The sequence below is a fragment of the Fibrella aquatica genome (genome assembly GCF_041321135.1).
Lineage (GTDB): Bacteria > Bacteroidota > Bacteroidia > Cytophagales > Spirosomataceae > Fibrella > Fibrella aquatica.
This window is the reverse complement of sequence record NZ_JBGGWF010000001.1, coordinates 493,204-518,406: the sequence shown is the minus strand read 5'-3', so window position 1 is coordinate 518,406 and position 25,203 is coordinate 493,204. Positions and strand designations below refer to the sequence as shown.

Sequence of the window (25,203 nt, the reverse complement as noted above, 5' to 3'; positions counted from 1 at the left end):
CAGCGCATTATGAAGTCTACCCTATCACTGGACAATCTTATTGACCTCAATAAAAAATCAATCGTCGGCCACCTCGGCATTGAACTGCTCGAAGCAACCGATGCCCACGTAACGGGCCGTATGCCGGTGGATGAACGTACCCATCAGCCCTTCGGTATTTTGCACGGTGGCGCGTCGGTGGTATTGGCCGAATCGCTGGGGAGCATTGCGTCGGTATTGCGTCTCGACGACCCCGCCACACAGCGGGCCGTAGGGCTGGAGATAAACGCCAACCATGTTCGGTCGGTCAGTTCGGGGTGGGTATACGGCAAATGCACGCCTATTCATATCGGGCGCACCACCCACATCTGGGACATTCGCATCACCGACGAACAGGACCGCCTCGTCTGCATCAGCCGCCTCACCATCGCCATCATCGCCGCCAAGTAAAGACGCAAAATCTTGCGTCTCGGCATGCGTTAGCACACAGGTACGTTGCTACTCTTCCCGCACTCGCCGTTGCCTAACTGGATTAGGTTTGCCAAAGTGGTAGGCGATCATACCGGTATGCAACCAACCCGTTCCCCGGCTACTGATGGTAGCGGCATTGATTGCCGGATTCAGCGATGACTGGTAATCGATGCCGATGGTTGTAATGGGAGCCAGACCTAGATAACGCCCATACTGGTAACGCAAATGAACACGCCCACCCAGCATAATATGTGCATTGAGCCCAGCTTCCAGAGCCCATGATTCGGCACGGGGGAAATTGATAGTTGCCTGAGCACTGATCCCTTCAGGCTCGTTATGTTTTATCAAGCATACTACACAGGGGTAAACCAACCTCTTGGGTATAATCTATAAAAGCACAGTAAATCACGAGCGTGGTGGATACGTAATGTCCCGCAAGCTAGTCTGGCCTGAACACGTTTCCAAGAAAGAAAAAAATCGCTACAAGCAGTGACTTGCGACAAGGTAGGTATGGGGTCAGACTACCGTCTAATAAATCTTAAGTACATCTACGATATAATACACTCCAGAAAGATCACAAATAGCTAGTATTGAGTCTATTATCACTAAACCTGTTCTGGTCATGAAACTCATTCTACGCTTATTGGGAGGTCTTATGCTACTGCTGGTCATACTGGCAGCAACCGGTATGCTGTATGTTCGGTATGCCCTGCCCAATGTTGGCCCGCCGCCCCAACTAACCATCCGGGCCGACTCGGCACAGTTGGCGCGCGGTCATTATCTGGCTCATCACGTAGCCGTTTGCGTCGACTGCCACTCCACCCGCGACTGGACGAAACTCAACGGGCCAATGGTTGCCGGAACTGAAGGCAAAGGTGGTGAGGGCTTCATTCGCGAATGGGGATTCCCCGGAAACTTTTACGCCCCCAACATTACACCCGCCCACCTGGGTGAGTGGAGCGACGGCGAAATTTACCGGGCCATCACCACCGGAGTAAGCCGCGACGGGCATGCCCTGTTTCCGGTAATGCCCTACAAGAGCTTCGGACAGGCTGACCGGTCTGATGTTGAGGCCATCATTGCGTATATCCGGTCGTTGAAGCCGATCGAGAACAAAGCTATTCCCGCTTCGGAACCTGACTTCCCAATGAACTTCATTCTGAACACAATTCCGGGCAAAAATGAGCATACCCCCCGGCCCGACCCGTCTGATGAAGTGGCCTATGGTCGTTACTTGACCAGTTTTGCCAGTTGTAATGACTGCCATACACCCGTCAATGATAAGGGAGAGCCGTTGCCCGGTATGTACATGGCGGGCGGGCGCGAATTTCCGATGCCCGGTGGTACGGTTCGCTCAGCGAATATTACGCCCGACCAAACGGGGCTGTCCGCTTATACGAAAGAAGCATTCATTGCCCGGTTCAAAGCCTACGAAAATGTTGATATGGGTCACACACCGGTGGGCGAAGACGGCTTCAACTCAGTGATGCCCTGGGCTATGTATGCCGGTATGAGCGAACAGGATCTGGGCGCTATATACACGTACCTGAAATCGATAAAGCCGGTGAAACAGCCGGTAGAGCGGTTTACGCCCAAAGCACAGCAGGTAGCAAAGCTGTGAACGTACCTGCAACTCCATGAAAAAACCCGCTCTGAGACAGAGCGGGTTTTTTATGATTCATATACAGAGTGGGTTTCCCCATACTCTCTACATTTTCTTCACGTTAACGGCGTTGAGGCCTTTTTTGCCATCAACGATTTCGTATGACACTTGATCATTCTCACGAATGGTCAGGCCGTTTAGGCCGGTGATGTGTACGAAGATGTCTTTTTTTGACTCGTCATCGACGATGAAACCAAATCCTTTGCTCTCGTTAAAGAATTTTACTACTCCTGTTTGCATGATTGTAAACGATAAAAAATTGAAAAACTTAAAAGAAACACTTTTCTACAAAAGATGCAAAACAGGGATCCAAAGACGCAAGCAAACAAGAGTACTTGGTAATCAACTGAGCGCAATTTGTCAGACAGTGTGGTAGCCTCTCATAATTGAAAGAAGAAGCATCGTACAAAAAACGACATTTTTCCAATATAGTTCATTAAAATACTTAAAAACTGAATGAATTAATGAAAACGGCCCAAATAAGGGTGTTTTTGAGTGGTATATAGGGTAAAGAGCAGAATTTTTTAGCAGTCATTAAACCTTCTACAGCGGTGTGTCTCTAATCCATAGATTCCGTTGCAACGATCTGCCTGTCTGTTTCACCTCATTTTAAACAAGTATAACAATGAACAGTCCCCTGCTTTTTGCCGCCATTCTGTTAACCATGACAGGCGGAGCAACGCTCGCTCAACAACCAAACGCCCGCTACGACCGTGGCCCTTATAATACACCTGACCCACGCTACAACAACGGCCCCGGCTATGGTAATCAGGGTGGCCGATTCGATAATGACCGCCGCCAGGATCTTTTCCAGTTACGGCAGCTCGATAAAATCGTTGACCTGACTCGCCGTCAGAAGAAAGACCTCCTGATTGTCGAGAATTATTACGATCGCGAACTGAGTCAGGCGGCTCGTAATCCGGCCTTACAACAGCGCATTCTCTGGCAGAAAAGCCAGGATGTAATTGAAACTCTGTCGCCAGCCCAACGCAGCCGCCTGTTTGCCTACGAACAATACCGATCTTATAACCGGGGGGCCTACGCATCGGGACGGGGTAACTCAAACCGCGACTGGACACCACCCACCGGCCGCCGCTGGTAATATACGCTTTCCGATTTTTCCACCTTTCATGATACAACCCGCTCAGGCAACTGGGCGGGTTCTTTTTTTGTCGAAGCTTACTCAGAGCTATAATACCTTATCGACCGTTCTTTATCTTTCCACTCCTAAACAAATCCTTTATGAAACCTTCTCTCCTGGTCACCTTCATCATATCCACAGTGCTCATCGCCTGCGAATCCAAGAAGTCAGACTCACAGACCAACACCGGTTCATCGGCCGCTACCGCCGATAGTGCTGGTGCGCTTACGAAACGGCCCGGCCCAGACGCTCCCCGCTCGGCAGCCGATAGGCTGGTGCGGGCGCTTTATTTCGAGCACAACAAAACGGATAATCCGTTTCGCGAGACAAAAGACGGCGTACTCATCGACCAGTTTTTCACTCGGGCGGTGGCTGATAAAATCTGGCAAAAGGTCTCACAGCCCGGCTATAAAGCGCCAAAGGTAAACCCGCTCTTCAACGCACTCGATGCCGAGGTCAGCAAAATCTGGGTTGAGCCAGCAGCCATTGGCGGGTCGCGGGCCATTGTTTATGTAACGTACCTGCTGGCGGGCAAACCAGCCGAGGTTCGCGTTGATCTGATACAAACCGCCGGCCGCTGGCGTATCTCCGAGCTAACGTACCCAGCCGGTAAAACCCTGACCGCGCAATTGTGAAAAAGTTTGTGGTTTGTAGTTTGAGGTTTGTAGTTGCGCTGCTTGGTTAACGAGATGGCCAATAAGCAGCGCAACCACAAACCTCAAACTACAAACCACAAACGCCTCCTATTAATACTTTCCCGTTATTCGCTGTCTAACCGTTGTGAACAAAAACACCATGAAATTCTACCTGTTGGCCCTTCTGCTGGGAGTGTCTTCGTTTCCTGCTTTAGCACAACGTTCCTCATCGGGCTATACCCTGGGTGATGTGGCCGCTTCGTTTGCGTTGAAAAACGTAGATAGCCGTACTATCTCGCTGACCGATTATAAGAATCAGAAGGGGGTTATCGTGGTTTTTACCAGCAACCACTGCCCGTTCTCGAAGGCGTATGAAGACCGCATTCTGGCACTAGACCGCAAGTTTGGGCCTCAGGGCTTTCCCGTAATGGCCATTCTATCGAGCGATGCAAGCCTGTACGAAGAAGACAGCTTTGAGCGGATGCAGGTACGTGCCCGCACCAAAAACTACACCTTCCCTTACCTGCTCGATGATAGTCAGTCGGTAGCGAAAGCATTTGGTGCAACACGTACCCCGCAGGTATATGTGTTGAAACGCAATGGCGACCGCTTCACCGTTGAATACATCGGTAGCGTAGACGACAGCCCCCAAGATGCCGCCAACGTGCAACGCGCTTATGTCGACGACGCCGTAACCAGCCTTCTGTCGGGCAGACCGGTTGTGACGCCCCTGACGAAAGCCATCGGATGTGCGATAAAGATAAAATGAGTCGATAGTCAGTAGTCGATAGTCGCGCTGCTACATTTAACAGTGGTCATGTAGCAGCGCGACTATCGACTACTGACTATCGACTATCGACTTAATAGCTGGCACGATCTTCGCCTACTGCTTTTGCGTTAAACCAAACACGAACACAACGCGATGAAAAAGCACACAAGATCCTTCGCCTCTCTCTTCACCATTGGCCTGTTGGCCACGTCAATGACTTTGTTCCAGGCCTGTGGCTCTGACAACAAGAATGAATCGCGCACGGAAGACGCTATGGAGCGTACTGGCGACGCTATTGAAGCCGATTCTAAAGACGCTGCTGCCGATGCCCGTGAAGGCATGAATGAGGCGGGTGATAAAGTAGAAGCCGCTGGTGATGAGGCTGCTGCCGATTTCCGCCGCGAGCGCGACGAAGCCGTTGCCGGTATGAAAGAGCAACAGCGTAAGCTAGATGCCCGTATTGACGAAATGCAGGCCGACATCAAACGCCAAGGTGCGAAAGCAAAAGCCGAATCGAAGGAGCAACTTGCTGAATTAGAGCAGGAACGCAAAGAACTAGGCGATGATATGGACAAAGCACAAAACGCTACAGCCGCCGCCTGGAAAGATATTAAAGGTGGATTCAAACAAGCTGGCAAATCAATCGGCCGTGCGTTCGATAAAGCCGAAGACAAAGTCGATCCAGACGGAAAAGACGACTAGACTATAGAACAGTCCAAACGTTCAAAGTCCAGGGTTTAAAGTCGCTACTCCGATTAGCAGAGCGACTTTAAACCCTGGACTTTGAACGTTTGGACTGTTCTTCAATCCCCACTTTTGTAGAAAATAACCTACAGTGGCTTGAGCAATAGTACCTCGCCGGGTTTACAATCGCGGACCAGTTGCTCAGATTCCAGCGGTTGGCCATTGACGCTGACCTTTTTCCCGAACGGGTGGATCAGCGTTAGTTTTCCGCCAGCCAAACTCTTCACCCGCACCTCTGTTACAGTTCCCTCCTTCACAGTGGCACCGATCAGGAACGAGCCATCTGTCCGAACATCGTCGAAGCTTAGATTTTGCCAGGTACGTGGTCGATTGGGTAATACATAAATCCCATCGTCTCGGCTTTGCACGAGCAGTTCAAGCACAGCATTCAGCGCGCCAAAGCCCGCGTCAAGCTGCATCACTTCCCGATTCTGTTTTTCCAGTTCCCAGTCGGGCGAACCTAGCAGACTGGTGCCGTTTGTATTGGCGTTGCTTAACGTGCCTCTCCCTTCGTTGGTGTAGTTTTCCTTCCAGTAATGTAGCCACTTAATGGCAGCGTCGGTTTGGCCCATCCGGCTCAGGATCGTTGAGGCCCACGGTACTGACCACCCCGCCCAACCGCCCGCGCCTTTATAGCGCCAGGCTTGTAGGGTGTTGTCGACCAGTTCTCGTTCCGCAGGGTCGTTCAGATTGATCGTTGCGAACGGATACACGCCACCCAGATGCGAGTGATGGCGGTGACTTTCAATTAGATCCATCCCTTCCCAGAGAGCAATGCGCTCGTTGCTCTGATTCCATTCATCCACAAACTTCCCGCTAAACGTGGTGTAGGCTGGCAACCGCTTATCAACATCGGCCCAGCGCGGATCAACAGGTTTGCCCAGCGCGGCAGCGGCCTGTGGCAGAATACGACAGATACGGTGCAGTGCTGCCAGTTGAAACGACGCATCCCTCCCCCAGGCGTTCATATCTGCGCCACGGTATTCGGGACTTACCGACACCGGCAAACTGTATTTCTTGACCCCGTTGCTGGTCGATACTTCTTCCAGCATGGCAAAATAGCCTTCAAAAGCACCGTTCAGCAGCGGCCAGGCCGTTTGACTTAGTAGCTGAGGCGCATCGGGTTGTTCTAGGCCGTAGCGGTAATTCTGCCAGGCCATCATAGCCATCCAGGCCGTACAGGCATGATCGACGGTGCCGGTCCAGAATGTACCTACCACGTGGCACCGGTCATCGACAGCATGAGGCAACATGAGTGCCCCTTTTCGACCAAAAAACGCTTCCCCGTTTTTCTGCAACTGCGGCATCCAGCCCCCGATCATTTTCCACAACGGCCGGAAATTGGCCAACCGATTGGTAGCCAGCGCCGGTGTGTAAATCATCTGCACGTTGATGTTGAAATGGTAGTCGTTGCTCCAGGGCGGCAACTGGTAGTCTTCCATAAACGGCCCCTGTAGCGTACAGGCAAGCCCATTGGGCGACGTAGCGCAAGCCTGTTTGTAGAGGCCGTAATCAATAATTTCCTGCAACAGCGGGTCGGGCAGGGCAATGCGGGGGACTACGTTGTAATAACTCCGCCAAAACGTGTCGGCACTAGCTACGGCCGACGGAGCCCGGTCGAGCAGCGCCTGCATGGCCGGGTAATCGAAGCGGCGGGTTTTTCGGTTATAATACAGGTTGCTGGTTTGTATATACAGGTGTTGCTCGTTAACAAGGTCGTAGCCAACCAGCAATGGATCGTCTTCAGGCAGGGGCTGAATGAAGGCGCCTTTACCGTTATTGTCTTTCAGCACCCACTGCGGCTCTTCAATACTTGCCGCCCGCAAGGCCTCAGCCACAAATGTGTAGTGTGGAATGAGTTTGAAATTCAGTTTACCCCGCAGGTCTTTCGGAATCTCCAGTTCAGTCACCTCCAGACTCGCCGCCTGCCGAACGTTCATGACATGGCTTACCTGCTGCGGGTCGCGCACAATGAGTTGTAACAGACCCCGGTCTGTAAACAGATTGCCGTACAGAACAACCCAGCCTTCGGGCAACGTCACATCAAGTCGGCCACCACCAAGTTGCTGCGGGTGACCCAGTGACGGTTTTTCCAGTTTGGGAGCCGCAAACGCCGCGTCGATGGCGGCTTTGTCGCCCGACTGAAGTTTCGCTTTCAGGTCAGCGTAGGTTATTTTGGTATTGAAATCCACTCCACCCCGGTGATCCCAGAAGCCCGTTCGGCTAATGGTGAAGTGCAGCGTTCGTCCACCGCCCCACACCATGATTCCCTGCGTACCGTTACCCAGCAACACACCCGTATGGGGGCGAGGCAGTGGGAATTGCCACGTCAGTGTGCGCGGCGGTGTTTGCGCCAACGCTGTGCTGATTGTTAAAAAGAACAGAAAAGTAAAACGAAGTAGCTTCATAAGTGGAAAAGGTGGCTGGTAGAATTGGCCTACGTGTAGTTGCTGACGCGTAGGTCAAAGGTAGCCGATCATTGAAAGCACGACAAACCGTCAGCGTCTATTTGATGTTTACATGCCGAGCCTGATCTCTATTTACCTTCCATGTCGATTGTTACCGTAACCGTACTGAATTTTGCACCTGGTCAACGCTACCGGGCTTTTGCCAACATGGGTCGATGGCTCATGAACCCATTCAACATACCAGGTCTGCTTTTTCAGAAGATGATGGGCACTGGGAAGAACTTCGGCCTGTGGCCCGATTTTTCCCGGTATATCTTCATCGGCGTGTGGGAAGACGAAGCGCAAGCCCATACTTTTTTTGCGTCTGAGCAATGGCAACCGTTTTTACCCGTCAGCACTGATCAGGCCCGACGACAAACCGGTACACTTTACCTACAACCCATCAAATCGCAGGGGTTATGGGATGGGATCGATCCATTCAAATCCGTCAACAACGTACCCGACAGCAACGTACCCAATACCCTCAATCAGGCAGACCGACCTATTGCCGTTCTAACCAGGGCCAGCATCAGGACCGGTGCGCTCATCGACTTTTGGCGAAACGTACCTGAAGCCCGTAAACGTATTGACGAGCAGGGCGATAATCTACTGATGGCGCTTGGTGCCGGCGAAAAACCCCTAGTGCAACAATGCACGATCAGCGTGTGGCGAAATGCGGCGCTGGTAGACCAATTCGCCTATCGGCAGAGCGGCCATCGGGAGATTGTAAAAAAAACCCGGCAACGAAAATGGTACTCAGAAGAGCTATTTGCCCGCTTCACCGTGCTGAAAATGGATGGCTTTGCAATCAATGAAGCAAACTAACGAGAACGTACTGACTGTTTGTCAATACGTTACCTAATATTGAAATCCTGTTTATACCCCATTGTTGATTCTTCGTTAAAGTCTCCCCGTTTTTGGCCCTATTCTTGTATCCCTGCAGGAAAGATTGTTATTTTGCGGGCTAAATTCGTGTATAAACCGAGATGTCATTAATTAACAAAATCCGTGAACGCTCCGGATTAGCAGTAGGCGTAATCGCCGTTAGCTTGATTCTGTTCATTGTGGGGAGCGATTTGCTGGGCGGCGGAAGTTCGCTGTTCGGCAACAACAACCAGGAAATCGGAACAATCGATGGTCGAACCATTGATAATCAAGATTTCCAGGCAAAAGTAGAGCAGGTCCGTGCTCAGTATGAGCAGCAAACGGGCCGTGCACCGGGAGAACAGGAAATGACTCAGATTCGGGAACAGGCCTGGAATCAACTCATTTTTGAAACCGCCTATCAGAAAGAATTCGATAAGCTTGGCCTGACTGTGTCGCCCGAAGAACTCGTGGATATGGTACAGGGCAATAACGTTAGCCCTGAAGTTCGGCAGGCCTTTACAAACCCGTCGACCGGTGTTTTCGATAAAGGTCAAGTTGTTCAGTACCTGAAAGGGTTGCGCAACGTACCACCTGCTCAACAGGCACAGTGGGCTTCGTTTGAACAGCAAATCAGTGTTAACCGTCTCCGCGAGAAGTTCGACAACCTGATGCGCCTGTCGACCTACGCCACCACCGCCGAGGCACAGAAAGAATACCAGGCTCAGAATACCAAAGCCGACGTGAAGTTCCTGTTCGTGCCGTATTACTCGGTCAACGACACGACCGTGAAAGTAACCGACTCGGAACTGAGCGATTACCTGAGCAAGCACAAAGATGAATATCCTGGCGCCGACACTCGTTCGATCCAGTACGTATCGTTTGCGGTGAACCCATCGAAAGAGGACAGCGCATCGTTGTATAACGAAATCAAAACGCTGGCTCGTGGACTTGGTGGTGCTAAGAACGATTCAACGTTTGCCCGTCAAAACAGCGACATACCTGTTCCGCTTTACCTCACGGCTGGCGAAATGCCTGAGCAACTGCGGGCGGCGGTACCTACGTTCACGCCGGGTGGTGTGTATGGTCCTTTCAAAGAAGGCAACACGTATTTCATCTACAAATACGGCGGTACCAAGAAAGACACAAGCTTTACTATTCGGGCGAGCCACATCCTGATTCGGGCAACCGCTCAAACAGATTCGGCTAAATCACAAGCTCGTCAGCGGGCCGAAAGTCTGCTGAAGCAGATTCAGGGTGGTGCCAATTTTGAGGCACTGGCACAAAGCAACAGCGAAGACGGTTCTGCTCAGCAGGGCGGTGACCTGGGTTACTTCAAAAATGATGGCCGGATGGTAAAACCGTTCGAGTCAGCCATTTTCGGATTTGCTGGTTCAGGTTTGATTCCACGTGTTGTTGAAACCGATTTCGGCTATCACATCATCAAAATCACCGAGCCTAAAACCAATCAGTTGTACCGCGTTGCCGGTATTGGCAAAACCATTACCCCAAGCGAAGCCACTACGAACGAAGCCTACCAGAAGGCCAGTCAGTTTGCGGCCGACAGCAAGACGAAGGAAGCATTTGACGAAAATGCCAAGAAGGATAAATCGCTGGTTATTGCCAACGCCGACCGTATTCCCGAAACCGCGTCGAACATTAACGCGCTGACCGATGCCCGTGCTATTGTGCGTTGGGCTTTTGATGATAAGACAGACAAAAACAGCGTATCGGAGCCGTTCCAGGTGGGCGACCAATACGTAGTGGCTGTTTTGACAGGAAGCACGGATAAAGACAATGTGAAGGCCGAAGATTACCGCGCTGAACTAACTGCCAAGGTACGTAACCAGAAGAAAGCAGAGCAGATTCTGGCCAAATTGGGTACGCCAGCCGGTTCGCTCGAAAGCATTGCCCAGAAATATGGTGCCGGTGCTATCGTTGAAACAGCTGAAGACATCAACCTCGCAACGGGCTTCATGCGCAGCGCCGGTGTTGATCCTGTAGCGTTAGGCCGTGCTTTTGGCCTCAAGGCAGGAAAACGTTCGAAGCCATTTGCAGGTGAAGGCGGCGTACTGATTGTTGAGCCAACGCGCATCTCCCCCGCTCCAAGCGTAGCTGATTACGCGATGTACAAAACATCGATTCTCCAGAATCAGGGTCAGCGTACTACGGTTTACGTGAACGAAGCCATCAAAGAGGCCGCGAAAATCACCGACCGCCGCGCTAAGTTCTATTAAAGCCTGTTGGGCGGAGCGTTGCTCCGCATAGTACCATATAGAAAAGCTCTGCTATATCAGCAGAGCTTTTTTTACGCCCAAAGGCCAGAAATGCCTGTCGCTTTTTTGACTTGGACCTTGACATACATATCTTCCATTTTTTAGAGCTTCACTCATTGTAAGATGAATACAGAAAGCAAAAAATTCTACGATTATCTGGCCGCTTTCATGTTTGTCATCCTCATGATTGGCATGTTTGGCTACCAGTTGGTAACAGCCTGGTTTATTGCACCTATAGTTCTGGTGCTGCTTTTCATAAACTATAAACGGATTCAGCTTCTTGGAAAAGACCAAACTCGACCAGCGCTTACTAGGCTTGCGGTGGGCCTACTAGCTATTCTTGGCCTGTTTGTTTTCTACAACTTCTGGCCTGCTTAAACGATATCACGTACCTGTACCAACAACCACTGCTCAGCTATCGGCCAGGTATTTATGTACGAAGCTGACAGCCATGGCGCCTTCGCCAACGGCCGAGGCTACGCGAGCCATGGCGCCGGAACGTACATCGCCCGCTGCGAAAATACCGGGACTACAGGTTTCCAGCAGGTACGGTTCGCGTTTTTGCTTCCAGATGTCGCGGTAGCGAGCGTGATTGATCAGATCCCGGCCGGTCTGAATAAATCCTTTCTCGTCGCGGATAATATCCATCTCGATCCAGTCGGTGAGCGGTTTGGCGCCGATGAAGATGAATACCGCCGCCGCCGGGGCTTCGCGGCGTTCATTGGTATCCATATCCTCAATCACCAGCGATTCCAGTTTTTCGCCTCCTTTTCCCTCAATAATCTCTGTGCAAGGCAACACCTTGATGTTGGGCGTCCGCTCAATCTGATCGATCAGGTACTGCGACATAGTTTCGGATAGACTTTGGCGATGGATGCAGATGAACACCTCCGAAGCCGTGCGCGACAAGTACATAGCCCCCTGCCCCGCCGAGTTTCCACCGCCGATGATGTAGACCGGCTGCCCTTTAAACGCATAGGCCTCCGTAGTAGCCGCGCCGTAATACACGCCGCCGCCGGTAAACTTATCGAGGCTATCGTTGGCTAGTTTTCGGTACGAAACGCCTGTGCTCAGCAGAATAGCCCGCGCCGTCAGTTCGCTCCCATCGGCCATTTTGATGCGCTTATACTGCCCTTCCGACTGAATTTCGTTGACTTCCTGCGGAGCCAGAAATTCAACGCCAAACCGCTTAGCCTGCGTAATGGCCCGCTGCGTTAATTCTGATCCGCTTAGTCCGTTCGGGAAACCCAGGTAATTCTCAATCCGTGATGACGTACCTGCCTGCCCACCCGGCGCACGCTTGTCGATGAGAATGGTCCGTAACCCTTCCGAACCGCCATAGACCGCCGCCGCCAGGCCAGCCGGACCCGCACCAATAATGGCTAAATCATATAGATCACCCTCCGCCTTGGGACTCAGCCCCAACTTCTCGCCTACTTCCTGAATAGAAGGCTGTTTCAGAATAGACCCATCTTCAAAAACCACGACGGGTAGGTCGGCTGTAGTCAACCCATGCAACTCAAGCAGTTGATTTCCCCGCTCGTCAGCTTCCACATTGAGCCAGAGATACGGAAATAGGTTGCCCGCCAGGAAATCTTTCAGCACGTGTGATAAGGGCGAAAACTGATAACCAACTAATCTGAGCCCTACGTAATCGGGGATGTATTTAAATTTCCAGTCAGACAGCAGACCATCGAGAATGGGATACAGTTTCTCTTCGGGCGGGCTCCAGGGCTTGGTGATATAGTAATCGAGCTGAACTTCGTTGATAGCCCGTACTGCCGCGTCGATGTCGGAATAGGCCGTGAGCAGGGCTTTTTTAGCGTCGGGAAAAATGAGCCGGGCTTCGCGCAGAAAATCGACACCCAGCATATTGGGCATCTTCTGATCCGACAACAGCAAGGCTACGGTCTCCCCCCGTTTTTTCAGTTCGCCCAGTGATTCCAGTGCCTCGCGGGCCGATGACGTTGTCAAAATCCGGTACTCCTTCCGATAATGCGCTCGCAGGTCGCGGCGGAGTGCTTCAAGCACCTGTTCATCATCATCAATGGCAAGCAGAATAGGTAGTTTCATAACAGTTGTCTTAAAAAATACGGCTCCAGGCGAAGCGAATAATGAGCAACAGCGCCACAAAGCCAATAACAATATAACTGAAAGGCACGTAGGTGAAGGCAACCAACCGCAGTCGATCAACAAACCATAAAATACCGATCAACGCCGCTATAAGCGTCAAAAAACTGGATAATCGACCAAAGCCAGGTACGTATTGAAACGGAAGTTTACGTCGAACAAGCATTAGGGTGGCTACCATTGTGGCAATCGGTACCAGTTGTAACACTAGGTTCATGGCCCAGATACTTTGTCGTTCGAACAGAAATAAATAGATATTCAGCGTAACGGCAAACATGCCGGGAATACAGGCAGCATAGACCAGACCAGCATACAGGTAACGCCATTGCCAGATTTCTTCCGCCGTTTCTCCTGCCAGTATATTCACAACAAATGCCAGCACCGGAATAGCCAGTAGAAACAGAATAAACAGGCCGGGGTAGGCAGCAGCGTAATTGAATAAGTCGCGGAAAGTCATGCAGATACGAATAGAAGGCTAAAGGGGCAGCCAGTTAATTCTGACATTGCTAGTTAAGCATTTGGCATCCTCTCCCCAAACGTTCGGGCTCACTTTATGTTAATGGTAATAAATACAACCGTTATGTCCATTCTGTTATCACCGCTGACGCTGCGTGGCGTTAAACTCAAAAATCGCCTTGTCGTATCGCCCATGTGCCAATATTCCAGCGTCGACGGCTTTGCCAACGACTGGCATCTGGTTCATCTGGGTAGCCGGGCTGTGGGCGGCGCGGGGCTGATCATTACTGAAGCCGCCGCTGTTTCGCCGGAAGGCCGCATCACTCCGTACGACCTGGGCATCTGGAGCGATGAGCACGTACCTGTTCTGAAACGCATCACCGATTTTATCACCACCAACGGATCGGTACCAGGCATTCAGCTCGCCCACGCCGGTCGGAAAGCCAGTCATAACCGGCCGTGGGAAGGCGGCAAATCTATTGCGCCCGATGAACCAAGCGGCTGGCAGACCGTAGCCCCCAGTGCCTCACCCTTTACGCCTGATGAACCAACGCCCACGGAGCTTGACCGGGCTGGCCTCGAAAAAGTACGGGCTGATTTTAAAACCGCCGCCGAACGGTCGTTGCAGGCCGGGTTTGTGGTGGCCGAAATTCACGCGGCGCATGGCTATTTACTGCACCAGTTCTTGTCGCCCCTGAGCAATCAGCGAACCGACGAATATGGCGGTTCATTCGAGAATCGGGTCCGTTTTTTGGTCGAAATCGTTGACGACGTTCGGGCTATATGGCCCGCTGAATACCCGCTCTTCGTGCGCATTTCGGCTACCGATTGGACGGAAGGCGGCTGGACGGCTACTGATTCGGTGGCATTGGCTGCCTTACTGGAGAAACAGGGCGTTGATCTGATCGACTGTTCAACGGGCGGCAACGTACCCAAGGCCAACATTCCGAACGAACCGGGCTATCAGGTTTCATTTGCCGAACGGATCAAGCAGGAAACCAGCGTGATGACCGGTGCCGTTGGGCTGATTACTGACGCCGACCAAGCCGAGGCGATTCTGGCCAATGGGCAGGCCGATCTGATTTTTCTGGCCCGCGAATTTCTACGCGATGCTTATTTTCCACTTCATGCCGCCACCCATCTGGGCGACGATCTGCCCTGGCCGGTTCAGTATGAGCGGGCAAAGCCGCGATAATCGCATTGTGCCCGCTGTGGCGTATCTTGGACGGAAGACAATGTGTCGTTAAAATCCCCCCCTATGCGCTTCTGCTATACATTTCTGCTCCTGTTTTTTCTACTGCCAGCCCTAGCGCAGCCCGTTACCCTGCTACGCCCGGCCCGCGTGTTCGATGGCGAAACCATGCACGAAGGCTGGGCCGTGCGGGTACGTGGCGATAAGATCGAGGCGGTTGGCCCGGTAGCGGGTTTAACGGGCGCGAGCAACGTACCTGCCACTGTACTTGACCTGCCCAATACAACGCTGCTGCCGGGGCTAATCGAAGGGCATTCGCATTTACTGCTGCATCCTTACAACGAAACGCCCTGGGACGATCAGGTACTGCGCGAAGCCCGTTCGTTGCGGGTAGCGCGGGCAACCGTTCATGCCGAAAAAACCCTGCGCGCCGGTTTTACCACCGTGCGTGATCTGGGCACAGAAGGGGCTGACTACGACGATGTTGGCTTGAAGCAAGCAATTAATCAGGGCATTATTCCCGGCCCCCGGATGATTGTAGCTACCCGTGCTTTGATTGCCACTGGAAGTTACGCGCCCAAAGGATTTAGCCCCGACATCAACGTACCCCAAGGTGCCGAAGAAGCCGACGGACATGACCAGCTTATTCGGGCGGTGCGCCAGCAGATTGGCAAAGGGGCCGACGTCATAAAAGTATACGCCGACTACCGGTGGGGCCTCATGGCCGATGCCCGCCCCACCTACACGATCGACGAGTTAAAGCTGATTGTGGAAGTTGCAAAAAGCAGCGGCCGCGGCGTGGTGGCCCATGCGGGCACAGCCGAAGGCATGCGGCGGGCTATTCTGGCGGGCTGCGAAACCCTGGAGCATGGTGATGCTGGTACACCCGAAATTTTTGCGCTGATGAAACAGTACGGCACAGCGCTTTGCCCCACCATTGCCGCCGGTGATGCCGTTTCGCAATACCGGGGCTGGAAAAAAGAGGCGAACGTACCTGAGCCAGCCCGAATCACCCAGAAACGCGAAACCTTCCGGCAGGCACTGAAAGCGGGCGTTACTATCTGCGCCGGAGGCGATGTAGGCGTTTTCCCCCATGGCGAAAATGCCCGCGAACTCGAACTAATGGTCGAGTACGGCATGGCCCCGATCGACGTTCTGCGCTCGGCTACTTCCGTCAACGCCGATGTGTTCCACCTGGCTGACCGGGGGCGTATCAAAGCCGGTTTACTAGCCGATATGGTCGCCGTAGAAGGCGACCCAACCCGCCAGATCACGGCCATTCGTCAGGTACGTATGGTGATGAAGGGAGGAGTTGTAGTGAAATAATGTTTCGGGTTTGGGGTTTGACGTTTGATGTTGCGCTGCTAGTAATACAGCGGTGAAATAGCAGCGCAACGTCAAACGTCAAACCCCAAACCCGAAACGCTATTCAATCGGTAAACAGACCGTAAACGTTGTTTCGCCCGGTTTCGATTGGACTTTTATGCTGCCGTTGTGGTGTTTGATTACACCCTGAACAATATCGAGGCCCAGGCCTGAGCCTTTGCCAACGCCTTTGGTCGTAAAAAACGGTTCAAATATTTTCTGCTGAATGGCGTCCGGAATACCCGATCCGTTATCGGTGAAGGTGGTGTACAGAAATTTTTCACTGTCGAGGTAACAGCGAATAGTGAGGGTGCCCCCTTTTTCGGGTAGCGCGTCGAGGGAGTTGTCAATCAAATTGGTCCATACCTGATTGAGTTCACCGGGCCAGCCACAGAGTTCAGGCAGGTCGTTGGGTACATCAACGGTGACAGTGACGTTTTTGGCGCGCACCTTATGGCCCAGCAATGTGAGCGTACTGCGAATCCCTTCGGCCAGATTCACCAGTTCTTTACCCGAACCCCGATCCATGTGGGTGTATGATTTGATCGAAGCCACCAGCGTAGCCATCCGGCTCGATGCCTCTCCAATATCGACCACCAGTTTTTCGGTGACCAAATTATTGCTGACCCATTCCAGCACACCCGCCAGATTTGCCTCGCCCACCTGTTCGAGAATGGTATCGAGATCATCTTCCGAAAAGTTAAAACCGGCCAGCGAACTAGCCAGATCGGCCCCCTCAGGTACGTTATGTTCGTCGAGCCAATCGGTCAGGTCATCTTCCAGACTGCTTCGTTCCAGCAGTGAAAGGGGTTTTGTTTTGTTATCGAGCTTCTCAAACAGCCATTCGTCGATAAGATCGGTCTGCTCGTCGGTCATGGCCATGCGCATAATGACTTTGAACCGTTCGGGAGTGGCGCGCATGTGTGTTTTCAGCGCTTCGGCATTTCGCACAATGGCCGCAACGGGGTTATTCAGTTCATGCGCCAATCCGGCTGATAAACGACCGAGTGAAGCCATTTTTTCTTCCTGTTGCACCTGATGGGCAAACGTGCGCACCCGATCGGTCATCTGCTGCACAAACGCCTCGGTTAACTCGTAACACGTACTGGTCATCTCGCGCAAATGATCGCGGTGCAGAGCCAGCGTACGCACGGCCGTTTCGGCCACAATCGGGAAACGGGCTTCGGCCATGCGCGAGTAAGGCAGCAACCCCAATACCGCCGGAGCTAAGTACGTGATCAGGTCTTCTGAGGCCTGACCGCTTATGTTGATCTGCCCTTCCAGCAATAGCCGCAATGAATCGACGGGTTTTTCGGCTTCGTAAATGACGTGGCCTTTGGGCAAATCAGCCACCTCGACCCGCTCGAGTAGCCACGTCAATTGCTCGTCAGGTACGTGCTGGAACTGAGGGAAAACGCGAAGGTCGGCAAGAGTAGCCATAAGCAGTTAAGTGGGGTGACAGGGCCGAAATAATGATAATGATAGCTGATTTCACCGAAATGGACCAGCGGGTGGGTAATTTTGTCATTTATGCAAAGCAAATGACGTTTAACTATGATTGCTGTTGTACAACGGGTTTCTGAAGCATCTGTTCGGATCGAGGGGCAGGTACGCGGTCAGATTCAGCGGGGGTTTCTGGTTCTGCTTGGCGTAACCCATACCGATACCCCGGCCGATGTGGTGTGGCTGGCGAAGAAAATTGCCGGTATGCGCATCTTCAACGATGAAGCAGATAAAATGAACCTCGACCTCGCGGCGGTAGGTGGCAGCATCTTGCTGATCAGTCAGTTTACGCTGCATGCCGAAACCAGGAAAGGGAATCGACCTAGTTTTATCGAAGCAGCACGACCTGAAGTAGCTGTTCCGCTTTATGAGCAGATGATCAATCAACTTTCTACGGCATTGGGGCACCCCATACAAACCGGTGAATTTGGGGCGGATATGCAGGTATCACTGGTCAATGATGGACCGGTAACGATCGTTATCGACACAAAAAAGCCGTGAGTCGTGACGCTGATGACCGCAAAATCGTCCATTTCTGGCGAGTTCGTTTCCATCAACGTATACGTCTCACTGCGTTTCGGCCGTTTTTGGAGAAAGCCGTACTTTTATAGTCAATCATTGCTGTTACTGTGTACTGAATGAACTTTCTGCCTACCGATATTTCCGATTATGCCGACGCTCACACCTCGCCCGAAAGCAGTGTTTTACAGCGGCTTAACCGCGACACCTACGCTCATATCCTGCATCCGCGCATGCTATCGGGCCATTTGCAGGGGCGACTTCTGGCCATGCTGTCGCACATGATTCGGCCCCGGCGCGTGCTCGAAATTGGCACATATACCGGTTATTCGGCACTTTGCCTGGCCGAAGGGCTGGCCAAAGGTGGACGAGTAATTACCATCGACAAAAACGAGGAACTGGAATCGATAGCCCGTCGGTACTGGAATGAATCGCCTTACAGTGAGCAAATTGACCTGCTTATTGGCCATGCCAGCGACCTTATTCCAACGCTGAACGAAGAGTTTGACCTGGTTTTTATCGATGCCGATAAAGAGAATTATGGCCTGTATTACGATTTAGTGTTCGATAAAGTCCGGCCCGGCGGATTCATTTTGTCTGATAATGTACTTTGGAGCGGGAAAGTGGTAGAAACCGTGAAACCATCCGACCGCGACACGCAGGCAGTGATCGCTTTTAATCAGAAAATTCACCAGGATACTCGCGTCGAGAATCTGCTATTACCTGTGCGCGATGGCGTGCTTATTGCTCGCAAACTATAACATATGAAACACATCCTGACCTTTTTTCTGCTATGGTTTGTGTTGCCCGTAACCGGTCAGCCCCTCCCCACGCCAACGGTACCGGATCAGCTTACCTTCGCTGATTTAACCGTGCGTTTTCAACCCGATGCCCGTCGGTTGATTCAGCAGGACATCAATGCACTGATGAGCAACCGGCAATACTGGAATGCCAAGCTAGACCGCGCCCTGCTTTATTTCCCTATCATTGAAACCATACTACTGAGTAACGGCATACCCACCGATTTCAAGTACCTGGCGCTTCAGGAAAGTTCGCTGACTCCCGACGCCGTATCATCGTCGCAGGCGGTTGGGTTCTGGCAATTCAAGCGCGAAACGGCACAGGATTATGGCATGCTGGTGAACGGAGAAGTAGACGAACGGAAAAATATTTCGTCCTCGACCGCTGCTGCCACCCGTTACCTGCGCCGAAGCAATGGCATGTATAACAACTGGTTATCGGCTTTATTTTCGTTCTATCTGGGCACCGGTGGCATCAGCAAAATTGTTTCGCCCGATTGGGCCAATGCGAAGGATATTACACTCGATAGCCGCACCGACCGCTACATGTTGCGCTTTTTTGCGCACAAGCTAGCCGTAGAATACGCCATCAGAACGTATCAGCCCGTCAACACTTTTTCGCTGGTCGAGTATTCGGGTGGTGCCGGGAAAACCATTGATGAAATTGCCAATACATTGAACCTGAACGCCAACGACATACGTACCTATAACCGCTGGCTGCTGATCGACCACGTACCCATCGATAAGCCCTATGTGGTGGCTATTCCTACTCCGAACGGGCAAATCAACGATCTGCGACAGCGCATTGCCCAAACAACCGACAAGCCGGTAACGGCCGTAGCTACCGATGACATCGGCTTCCCGGTGCTGAAGCGCGTGACTCTGGCGACCAACTCGGCCACCGACCCGATTTTATATGAGATCAATGGCCTGCCCGGTATTCAGGCGCAGGCTGGCGATAATGCGGGATCGCTGGCCCGGAAAGCCAAAATCAGTCTGGCCAGTTTTCTGCGGTTCAATGACATGGGCGAGCGCGACGCCATCACGGCCGGTGAAGTGTATTACCTGGCCAAGAAACGCAAAAAAGCACTGGTGCCTTTCCATACGGCCCGTACCGACGAAACCATGCGCGGCATTTCGCAACGCTATGCCCTGCGGCTGAAAAAACTGTTGCGTTTCAACCGCATGGACCGGGTTCAGAAATTACAGGTTGGCCGGGTGTTGTGGTTGCGTGAACGACGCCCGTCTAAAACGCCGATCGAGATCATCACCTCTCCCACGCCACCCGTCTACGACAATTCACCCGCCACGCCATCGAACCGCCCCGTTGTTGAGCGGCCCGGTCGCGACGAATTGGCTGATCCGCAAACCGCCAATAACATTCCCCGCAATGCGTCGGAACGGAAACGATACCAGCCTAAATTGCTGGGCAACGCCACCCCTTCGACCGTACCCGACGAGCCGGTAAACCCTGCTCCCACGCGTACAGCACCCAAGCCAGCTACCCAATCGGCTACTGCGGCAGCAGCCCCTACACCAACCGTAACCACGGTGACAACACCCGATCGGGCTAATCCGGGCGAGACTGTGGAAGTGCCGGTGGCTGCGCCTAAAGATGCGGGGTCGCCCCAACGAACCATCATTGTGCGTTCTGAAGGCGAAACCGTGCGCGAACGCACCACACCCGCCCGACAGGTTTCAGGTACGTTCCCCGAAACGCCGGATCCGGTTGCCAGTCGGCCAGTTGCCACAGCTCAGCCAACCCAACAGCCCCAACAATCGGGAGAGCTTACACCCATTCCACGCAACAAGCCCGGTAGTGTTCCACCAATGCCGCCCATGACCACCAGCTCTGCTCCTGCTACAGGCAAAGGCCGAACCATGAAGCACACCATTGAAGCCGGTCAAACGTACTACAGCCTCTCGCGCTACTACGGCATAACTGTAGATGAGTTACTGGCGGCCAACAACCTGACGCTGGAAGGCAAACTATCTGTTGGTCAAACGCTGACCGTGGCTAATATTCCGGCAGGTTACCCAACCGGTCAGCCGGTTACCGCACCAATTCCGGCCAGCGAGCCCCGGTCCAACTCGCCCATTCCACCCGCAACGGTGGCTCCCCCTGTTGTGGAGACGACGTACCATGTGGTGGCCAAAGGCGAAACCTTATACCGTATTTCAAAGACCTACGGCGTCACCATCGAGCAATTGCTGCAATGGAACGATTTGCGTGATTTGGGTGTGAAAGAGGGTCAGAAGTTGAAAGTAAGCCAGTAACGCCCATGATTCTCATAGACCACACCGTCATCAGCGACGACATTGCTGAACAGTTTTTCGTTTGTAACCTCGACAAGTGCAAAGGAGCCTGCTGCGTAGAAGGTGATGCCGGTGCCCCGCTCGAGCGGAGTGAGCTGGAAAAACTGCGGGAAGTGTACCCGGAAGTGAAGCCCTATTTATCGGCAGCGGGTATTCAGGCCATCGAGGCTCAGGGGCTTTACGAAGCCGACGAAGACGGCGACTATGTGACCACTACCGTTGGCGGGCGTGAGTGCGTGTACGCCATTTACGACGAAAAAGGCATTCTGAAATGCGGCATCGAAGCGGCTTACAACGATGGGAAGATCAACTGGAAAAAGCCGATTTCGTGCCATTTGTACCCCATCCGCGTCACCAAATACGAACAGTATCACGCTCTTAACTATGACCGGTGGCCTATATGCGCCCCGGCCTGTGGTTTCGGCAAAGAGCTGAACGTACCTGTCTATAAATTTGTCCGCGAAGCCCTTGTTCGTGCTTACGGGCAAGTTTGGTACGACAAACTAGTCACCGAAATTGAAGGTGAGAAAGAATGATTACTGAAGGTGATTAACAACTCTAGTTAGTCACCTTTTTTTTTCGGCTTCGTTTTCCGAATCTGTTCTTCGTAGGCCTCACGCTGCCGTTTATCGGCCAAGAGGTTCCGGTATAAGCCGTTGAGTACGTAGATGTCATCTACCTCTTCGATGAGCAGATGGAGTTGTTCACGGATGTGTTCGACTTTCATGATTAAGTGCACGGGGCCATTGACTCTTTGAAAATAACCCCATCTTCTGAAAATCGTTTACCATACGGCACGCTATTTCCAGCATATTGGCCCAACTATTGCCCGGAATTATGTAAACTTGTGAAAACGATCGGCTTCCATGAAACAGACGCTACTTATTATTTCTTTTTGTTTTGCTGGCGTAGTTGCGCAGGCACAGAATATTGCAGTCCGGCCGGTAGCGGCAACGAACTCAGCATTGGTTGTTAACGCAGTAAGGGCAAACGCACCAATCGAAGTGCAGGCTGTTGAGCAGATCGAGGCCAAAAATGTAGTGGAACGTTCGGCAGTAGCCACGTACACCGCCGGCAAAGCGGTGTTGTTACAACCTGGTTTCGAAGCGCGGGCAGGTTCCGTTTTTTTGGCAACCATCGCTCCGGTATCGCTTCAATCGGCCGAAGCAGGTTCAGATCTAACTGTATCAGCCTGGCCCAATCCCTTTCAGGACCAGACAACTATTGATTATAAGCTTCCAGAAAGCAGCACAGTGAAGCATACCCTGACCGATTCGCGCGGGGTTGTGCTTCGGCAACACACACCAACTGAGGTTCAGCCCGCAGGTACGTACAAGGTTGACGTGGAGGGAACAAACCTACCCACTGGCGTATATATTTACCAGGTGCAGACAGGTAGCCAAACAAAGACAATCCGCCTGCTGAAACAGTAGCCAGTAGCTCTTTACTTACCTTTTTTACAGAAAAGCCAGCACGCGCGTGCTGGCTTTTCGCGTTTGGGCCACTCTATAAGGTGTTGAAACACGGGGTGGCCAATCTATGTTGACTTATCTACAAGCTCTCACTACTCAACCAGTTATGACCATGAACGCTGCACCCACGTCGGCCCGAAAACAAAACCCCAAAAACGTAGCCTTCATTGGTGATTATCTACCCCGGCAGTGTGGTATTGCTACGTTCACAGCTGATATGTACCAGTCGTATGCCCGGTATATACCTGAAGCTACGCCCTGGATTGTTTCGGTAAACGATACCACCGAAGGGTATGACTACCCCGATGAGGTGCGGTACGACTTTTTTCAGCATGACCTGGAAGCGTACCGTAAAGCCGCCGAGTTCATCAATTCTAAGAATGCCGAAGTCGTTTGCCTGCAACACGAATACGGCATCTACGGCGGGTCGGCCGGTAACTACATTCTGACCCTGCTTCGCGGGCTAACCATGCCTGTTATCACTACGTTTCACACCATTCTGAAAACACCAGACCAGGATCAGCTGCTGACTCTGAAAGCGATTGCCGATCTATCGGCGAGGGTAGTGTGCATGTCGGAGAAAGGGCGACTCTTTCTGACAACTATCTACGAAATTCCAGATGAGAAAATTGATGTGATTGCCCACGGCATTCCTGATATGGCGTTTGTAGATCCGCATTTCTACAAAGACCGGTTCGGACTTGAGGGCAAACAGGTACTGCTCACCTTCGGCCTGTTATCGCCCAATAAAGGCATCGAGAATGTCATTAACGCCCTTCCCCGCATTGTAGAGCAGTTTCCGGATGTTGTGTATATGGTACTCGGCGCTACACATCCGCACCTGATTCGGCACGAGGGCGAAGCCTACCGCGACAAGCTAAAGCAATTGGCAGAAAGCAACGGCGTACGCAGTAATGTGCAATTCTACAACCAATTTGTGGAGTTAGACGACCTACTTGAGTTTCTGGGCGCTGCCGATATTTACATCACGCCTTACCTAAACCCGGCCCAAATTACGTCAGGTACGTTGGCCTATTCGGTTGGGGTAGGCAAAGCTGTTATATCAACACCCTACTGGCACGCCGAAGAACTGCTGGCCGATGATCGGGGGCGTTTGGTGCCCTTCAACGATTCAGAGGCGATTGCCGATCAGGTCATCAATCTGCTGAGCGATGAACCCGCCCGCCATGCCATGCGAAAAAGAGCCTATCTGATGGGCCGGAGCATGACCTGGGAGAACGTCATTAACCAGTATGCTGACTCGTTTGCCCAGGCCCGGCGCGAGCGGATGAGCGCCACGTATACGCCAGGGCTTTATCCGGGTGGTTTAGGGGGCGGGCTACACCTGCCTACGCTGAAACTCGATCACCTGTATCGATTATCCGATTCTACCGGCATCATTCAGCACGCCCGGTATCACCTGCCTTTTTACGAAGAAGGCTATTGCACCGACGATAATGCCCGGGCACTTATTCTGACCCTGTTGCTGAAAGAAGCCGGGGTTCACGACCATCGGGTCGATCAGTTGGCCGATACCTATATGGCCTTTATCAATTACGCCTACTCGGCTGAGCACCGGCAGTTTCGTAACTTCATGAGTTACGACCGGCGCTGGCTCGAAGAGGTTGGTTCTGAAGACAGTACAGGGCGAACCATCTGGGCGCTGGGTACGTGTATTGGTCGTACCGACGAGCACAACCCGCTTAGCTGGGCCATGACACTGTTTGAACAGGTCTTGCCTACCACCCTCACCATGAAATCGCCGAGGTCGTGGGCCTTTGCGCTACTGGGCATTCATGAATACCTGAAACGATTCAGCGATGACCGACTGGCCAAAACCATTCGTAAGAAACTGGTGGCCAAATTAATGTTCCGCTTTAGTGAAACGGCTACTCACGACTGGCCATGGTTTGAAAACACCGTTGCCTACGACAATGGCGTATTGTGCCACGCGCTGCTGGTCTCGGGCGATGCCGAGGCGGTTGCTGTCGGATTGAAAGCGTTAACCTGGCTCATGGAATTACAAACACCGAAACAGACCTCAGCAAGCGAGAAACAAACTCACTTTCAACCTATTGGCTCTAACGGTTTCCACGCCAAAGGACTTCACCGGGCCGAATTTGATCAGCAGCCACTGGAAGCCCAAAGCTCTATTTCGGCTTGTCTGAAAGCGTATCGCCTCACGGGCGATACAGAATGGCAACGACGTGCTATGCGTGTATTTCACTGGTTCACAGGACATAACGATCTGGGGTTACCTTTATACGACGCCATGACCGGCGGTTGCCGCGATGGATTGCACATAGACCGGGTCAATCAGAATCAAGGCGCCGAATCAACCTTATCGTATTTACTGTCTCTGGCTGAGTTGCAACTCGCCTTTCAGCCATCAATCGAAAAATCAATTGCCCGGTCATCGGTAAGTACCTTATCTTAGCCGGGTAATTCTATATAGTTTACC

The 25,203-nt window shown here is 52.3% G+C and carries 24 protein-coding genes; 17 read left to right on the top strand and 7 right to left on the bottom strand.

What is annotated here, in order from left to right; all coding sequences use genetic code 11:
• The first annotated feature begins 9 nt into the window (after nt 1–9).
• Nucleotides 10–429 carry a hotdog fold thioesterase gene (locus ACAW87_RS01820; protein WP_370721437.1) on the top strand — a complete coding sequence of 140 codons (420 nt, stop codon included), beginning with the start codon at nt 10–12 and terminating at the stop codon, nt 427–429.
• Nucleotides 430–477: 48 nt separating this feature from the next.
• Here ACAW87_RS01820 and ACAW87_RS01815 read toward each other — a convergent pair whose 3' ends face one another.
• Entirely contained in the window at nt 478–798 is a 321-nt protein-coding gene (locus ACAW87_RS01815; RefSeq protein WP_370721436.1) for a hypothetical protein, read from the bottom strand.
• A 274-nt stretch (nt 799–1,072) separates the two neighbouring features.
• Here ACAW87_RS01815 and ACAW87_RS01810 point away from each other — a divergent pair, with 274 nt between their 5' ends.
• Nucleotides 1,073–2,071 carry a c-type cytochrome gene (locus ACAW87_RS01810; protein WP_370721435.1) on the top strand — a complete coding sequence of 333 codons (999 nt, stop codon included), beginning with the start codon at nt 1,073–1,075 and terminating at the stop codon, nt 2,069–2,071.
• Between the two features lie 87 nt (nt 2,072–2,158).
• Here the strand turns inward: ACAW87_RS01810 and ACAW87_RS01805 are convergent, their stop codons facing one another.
• The gene (locus tag ACAW87_RS01805) at nt 2,159–2,353 is read right to left on the bottom strand and encodes a cold-shock protein (RefSeq protein WP_085412350.1); all 195 of its coding nucleotides are present in this window, start codon (nt 2,351–2,353) and stop codon (nt 2,159–2,161) included.
• Between the two features lie 385 nt (nt 2,354–2,738).
• Between ACAW87_RS01805 and ACAW87_RS01800 the strand changes: the two genes are divergently transcribed.
• The 4 genes from ACAW87_RS01800 (at nt 2,739) to ACAW87_RS01785 (ending at nt 5,360) form a co-directional block, all read left to right on the top strand.
• Nucleotides 2,739–3,215 carry a hypothetical protein gene (locus ACAW87_RS01800; RefSeq protein ID WP_370721434.1) on the top strand — a complete coding sequence of 159 codons (477 nt, stop codon included), beginning with the start codon at nt 2,739–2,741 and terminating at the stop codon, nt 3,213–3,215.
• A 140-nt stretch (nt 3,216–3,355) separates the two neighbouring features.
• Nucleotides 3,356–3,889, top strand: a complete 534-nt coding sequence (locus ACAW87_RS01795; RefSeq protein WP_370721433.1) for a hypothetical protein — start codon at nt 3,356–3,358, stop codon at nt 3,887–3,889.
• Between the two features lie 160 nt (nt 3,890–4,049).
• Nucleotides 4,050–4,658, top strand: coding sequence for a thioredoxin family protein (locus tag ACAW87_RS01790; RefSeq protein ID WP_370721432.1), 609 nt, complete (start codon nt 4,050–4,052; stop codon nt 4,656–4,658).
• 153 nt (nt 4,659–4,811) lie between these two features.
• Nucleotides 4,812–5,360 (top strand): sll1863 family stress response protein, encoded by a 549-nt coding sequence (locus tag ACAW87_RS01785; RefSeq protein WP_370721431.1) that lies wholly within the window; start codon nt 4,812–4,814, stop codon nt 5,358–5,360.
• Nucleotides 5,361–5,488: 128 nt separating this feature from the next.
• Here ACAW87_RS01785 and ACAW87_RS01780 read toward each other — a convergent pair whose 3' ends face one another.
• Complete coding sequence (locus tag ACAW87_RS01780; protein ID WP_370721430.1) at nt 5,489–7,810, bottom strand: glycosyl hydrolase family 95 catalytic domain-containing protein; 2,322 nt, start codon at nt 7,808–7,810, stop codon at nt 5,489–5,491.
• A gap of 141 nt (nt 7,811–7,951) precedes the next feature.
• Here ACAW87_RS01780 and ACAW87_RS01775 point away from each other — a divergent pair, with 141 nt between their 5' ends.
• The 3 genes from ACAW87_RS01775 (at nt 7,952) to ACAW87_RS01765 (ending at nt 11,367) form a co-directional block, all read left to right on the top strand.
• The gene (locus ACAW87_RS01775; RefSeq protein WP_370721429.1) at nt 7,952–8,674 is read left to right on the top strand and encodes a DUF3291 domain-containing protein; all 723 of its coding nucleotides are present in this window, start codon (nt 7,952–7,954) and stop codon (nt 8,672–8,674) included.
• 161 nt (nt 8,675–8,835) lie between these two features.
• Nucleotides 8,836–10,950 (top strand): peptidylprolyl isomerase, encoded by a 2,115-nt coding sequence (locus ACAW87_RS01770; RefSeq protein ID WP_370721428.1) that lies wholly within the window; start codon nt 8,836–8,838, stop codon nt 10,948–10,950.
• 162 nt (nt 10,951–11,112) lie between these two features.
• Nucleotides 11,113–11,367 (top strand): hypothetical protein, encoded by a 255-nt coding sequence (locus tag ACAW87_RS01765; RefSeq protein WP_370721427.1) that lies wholly within the window; start codon nt 11,113–11,115, stop codon nt 11,365–11,367.
• Nucleotides 11,368–11,400: 33 nt separating this feature from the next.
• On the opposite strand, the gene ACAW87_RS01760 is transcribed toward ACAW87_RS01765, so the two are convergent.
• Together ACAW87_RS01760 and ACAW87_RS01755 are read right to left on the bottom strand one after the other, a co-directional pair.
• Complete coding sequence (locus ACAW87_RS01760) at nt 11,401–13,062, bottom strand: FAD-dependent oxidoreductase (protein WP_370721426.1); 1,662 nt, start codon at nt 13,060–13,062, stop codon at nt 11,401–11,403.
• A 10-nt stretch (nt 13,063–13,072) separates the two neighbouring features.
• Nucleotides 13,073–13,576 carry a hypothetical protein gene (locus ACAW87_RS01755; RefSeq protein WP_370721425.1) on the bottom strand — a complete coding sequence of 168 codons (504 nt, stop codon included), beginning with the start codon at nt 13,574–13,576 and terminating at the stop codon, nt 13,073–13,075.
• A gap of 123 nt (nt 13,577–13,699) precedes the next feature.
• Here ACAW87_RS01755 and ACAW87_RS01750 point away from each other — a divergent pair, with 123 nt between their 5' ends.
• Together ACAW87_RS01750 and ACAW87_RS01745 are read left to right on the top strand one after the other, a co-directional pair.
• Nucleotides 13,700–14,770: an NADH:flavin oxidoreductase/NADH oxidase gene (locus tag ACAW87_RS01750; protein ID WP_370721424.1), complete on the top strand. Its 1,071-nt coding sequence runs from the start codon at nt 13,700–13,702 to the stop codon at nt 14,768–14,770.
• A gap of 63 nt (nt 14,771–14,833) precedes the next feature.
• Complete coding sequence (locus tag ACAW87_RS01745) at nt 14,834–16,093, top strand: metal-dependent hydrolase family protein (RefSeq protein WP_370721423.1); 1,260 nt, start codon at nt 14,834–14,836, stop codon at nt 16,091–16,093.
• 99 nt (nt 16,094–16,192) lie between these two features.
• Here the strand turns inward: ACAW87_RS01745 and ACAW87_RS01740 are convergent, their stop codons facing one another.
• On the bottom strand, nt 16,193–17,572 hold the full coding sequence (locus ACAW87_RS01740; protein ID WP_370721422.1) for a sensor histidine kinase: 1,380 nt from the start codon (nt 17,570–17,572) through the stop codon (nt 16,193–16,195).
• Between the two features lie 114 nt (nt 17,573–17,686).
• On the opposite strand from ACAW87_RS01740, the gene dtd reads away from it, so the two are divergent.
• The 4 genes from dtd to ACAW87_RS01720 all read left to right on the top strand — a co-directional run bounded on the left by dtd (nt 17,687) and on the right by ACAW87_RS01720 (nt 21,806).
• A complete protein-coding gene (gene dtd / locus ACAW87_RS01735) occupies nt 17,687–18,136 on the top strand; it encodes a D-aminoacyl-tRNA deacylase (protein WP_370721421.1) in 450 nt (149 codons plus the stop codon).
• A gap of 137 nt (nt 18,137–18,273) precedes the next feature.
• Nucleotides 18,274–18,915: an O-methyltransferase gene (locus ACAW87_RS01730; protein WP_370721420.1), complete on the top strand. Its 642-nt coding sequence runs from the start codon at nt 18,274–18,276 to the stop codon at nt 18,913–18,915.
• Nucleotides 18,916–18,918: 3 nt separating this feature from the next.
• Nucleotides 18,919–21,231: a LysM peptidoglycan-binding domain-containing protein gene (locus ACAW87_RS01725; protein ID WP_370721419.1), complete on the top strand. Its 2,313-nt coding sequence runs from the start codon at nt 18,919–18,921 to the stop codon at nt 21,229–21,231.
• Nucleotides 21,232–21,236: 5 nt separating this feature from the next.
• Nucleotides 21,237–21,806, top strand: coding sequence for a DUF3109 family protein (locus tag ACAW87_RS01720; protein WP_370721418.1), 570 nt, complete (start codon nt 21,237–21,239; stop codon nt 21,804–21,806).
• Between the two features lie 26 nt (nt 21,807–21,832).
• Here the strand turns inward: ACAW87_RS01720 and ACAW87_RS01715 are convergent, their stop codons facing one another.
• Nucleotides 21,833–21,997: a hypothetical protein gene (locus ACAW87_RS01715; protein WP_370721417.1), complete on the bottom strand. Its 165-nt coding sequence runs from the start codon at nt 21,995–21,997 to the stop codon at nt 21,833–21,835.
• 139 nt (nt 21,998–22,136) lie between these two features.
• Here ACAW87_RS01715 and ACAW87_RS01710 point away from each other — a divergent pair, with 139 nt between their 5' ends.
• Together ACAW87_RS01710 and ACAW87_RS01705 are read left to right on the top strand one after the other, a co-directional pair.
• Nucleotides 22,137–22,703: a 3-coathanger stack domain-containing protein gene (locus tag ACAW87_RS01710; protein WP_370721416.1), complete on the top strand. Its 567-nt coding sequence runs from the start codon at nt 22,137–22,139 to the stop codon at nt 22,701–22,703.
• A gap of 151 nt (nt 22,704–22,854) precedes the next feature.
• Complete coding sequence (locus ACAW87_RS01705) at nt 22,855–25,179, top strand: glycosyltransferase family 4 protein (RefSeq protein WP_370721415.1); 2,325 nt, start codon at nt 22,855–22,857, stop codon at nt 25,177–25,179.
• Nucleotides 25,180–25,203: the final 24 nt, after the last annotated feature.

Excerpts from the sequence above, each read along its gene's own strand:
- ACAW87_RS01820 (WP_370721437.1), top strand. The coding sequence starts at position 10 with ATGAAGTCTACCCTATCACTGGACAATCTTATTGACCTCAATAAAAAA.
- ACAW87_RS01810 (WP_370721435.1), top strand. The coding sequence starts at position 1,073 with ATGAAACTCATTCTACGCTTATTGGGAGGTCTTATGCTACTGCTGGTC.
- ACAW87_RS01805 (WP_085412350.1), bottom strand. The coding sequence starts at position 2,353 with ATGCAAACAGGAGTAGTAAAATTCTTTAACGAGAGCAAAGGATTTGGT.
- ACAW87_RS01800 (WP_370721434.1), top strand. The coding sequence starts at position 2,739 with ATGAACAGTCCCCTGCTTTTTGCCGCCATTCTGTTAACCATGACAGGC.
- ACAW87_RS01795 (WP_370721433.1), top strand. The coding sequence starts at position 3,356 with ATGAAACCTTCTCTCCTGGTCACCTTCATCATATCCACAGTGCTCATC.
- ACAW87_RS01790 (WP_370721432.1), top strand. The coding sequence starts at position 4,050 with ATGAAATTCTACCTGTTGGCCCTTCTGCTGGGAGTGTCTTCGTTTCCT.
- ACAW87_RS01785 (WP_370721431.1), top strand. The coding sequence starts at position 4,812 with ATGAAAAAGCACACAAGATCCTTCGCCTCTCTCTTCACCATTGGCCTG.
- ACAW87_RS01780 (WP_370721430.1), bottom strand. The coding sequence starts at position 7,810 with ATGAAGCTACTTCGTTTTACTTTTCTGTTCTTTTTAACAATCAGCACA.
- ACAW87_RS01775 (WP_370721429.1), top strand. The coding sequence starts at position 7,952 with ATGTCGATTGTTACCGTAACCGTACTGAATTTTGCACCTGGTCAACGC.
- ACAW87_RS01770 (WP_370721428.1), top strand. The coding sequence starts at position 8,836 with ATGTCATTAATTAACAAAATCCGTGAACGCTCCGGATTAGCAGTAGGC.
- ACAW87_RS01765 (WP_370721427.1), top strand. The coding sequence starts at position 11,113 with ATGAATACAGAAAGCAAAAAATTCTACGATTATCTGGCCGCTTTCATG.
- ACAW87_RS01760 (WP_370721426.1), bottom strand. The coding sequence starts at position 13,062 with ATGAAACTACCTATTCTGCTTGCCATTGATGATGATGAACAGGTGCTT.
- ACAW87_RS01755 (WP_370721425.1), bottom strand. The coding sequence starts at position 13,576 with ATGACTTTCCGCGACTTATTCAATTACGCTGCTGCCTACCCCGGCCTG.
- ACAW87_RS01750 (WP_370721424.1), top strand. The coding sequence starts at position 13,700 with ATGTCCATTCTGTTATCACCGCTGACGCTGCGTGGCGTTAAACTCAAA.
- ACAW87_RS01745 (WP_370721423.1), top strand. The coding sequence starts at position 14,834 with ATGCGCTTCTGCTATACATTTCTGCTCCTGTTTTTTCTACTGCCAGCC.
- ACAW87_RS01740 (WP_370721422.1), bottom strand. The coding sequence starts at position 17,572 with ATGGCTACTCTTGCCGACCTTCGCGTTTTCCCTCAGTTCCAGCACGTA.
- dtd (WP_370721421.1), top strand. The coding sequence starts at position 17,687 with ATGATTGCTGTTGTACAACGGGTTTCTGAAGCATCTGTTCGGATCGAG.
- ACAW87_RS01730 (WP_370721420.1), top strand. The coding sequence starts at position 18,274 with ATGAACTTTCTGCCTACCGATATTTCCGATTATGCCGACGCTCACACC.
- ACAW87_RS01725 (WP_370721419.1), top strand. The coding sequence starts at position 18,919 with ATGAAACACATCCTGACCTTTTTTCTGCTATGGTTTGTGTTGCCCGTA.
- ACAW87_RS01720 (WP_370721418.1), top strand. The coding sequence starts at position 21,237 with ATGATTCTCATAGACCACACCGTCATCAGCGACGACATTGCTGAACAG.
- ACAW87_RS01715 (WP_370721417.1), bottom strand. The coding sequence starts at position 21,997 with ATGAAAGTCGAACACATCCGTGAACAACTCCATCTGCTCATCGAAGAG.
- ACAW87_RS01710 (WP_370721416.1), top strand. The coding sequence starts at position 22,137 with ATGAAACAGACGCTACTTATTATTTCTTTTTGTTTTGCTGGCGTAGTT.
- ACAW87_RS01705 (WP_370721415.1), top strand. The coding sequence starts at position 22,855 with ATGAACGCTGCACCCACGTCGGCCCGAAAACAAAACCCCAAAAACGTA.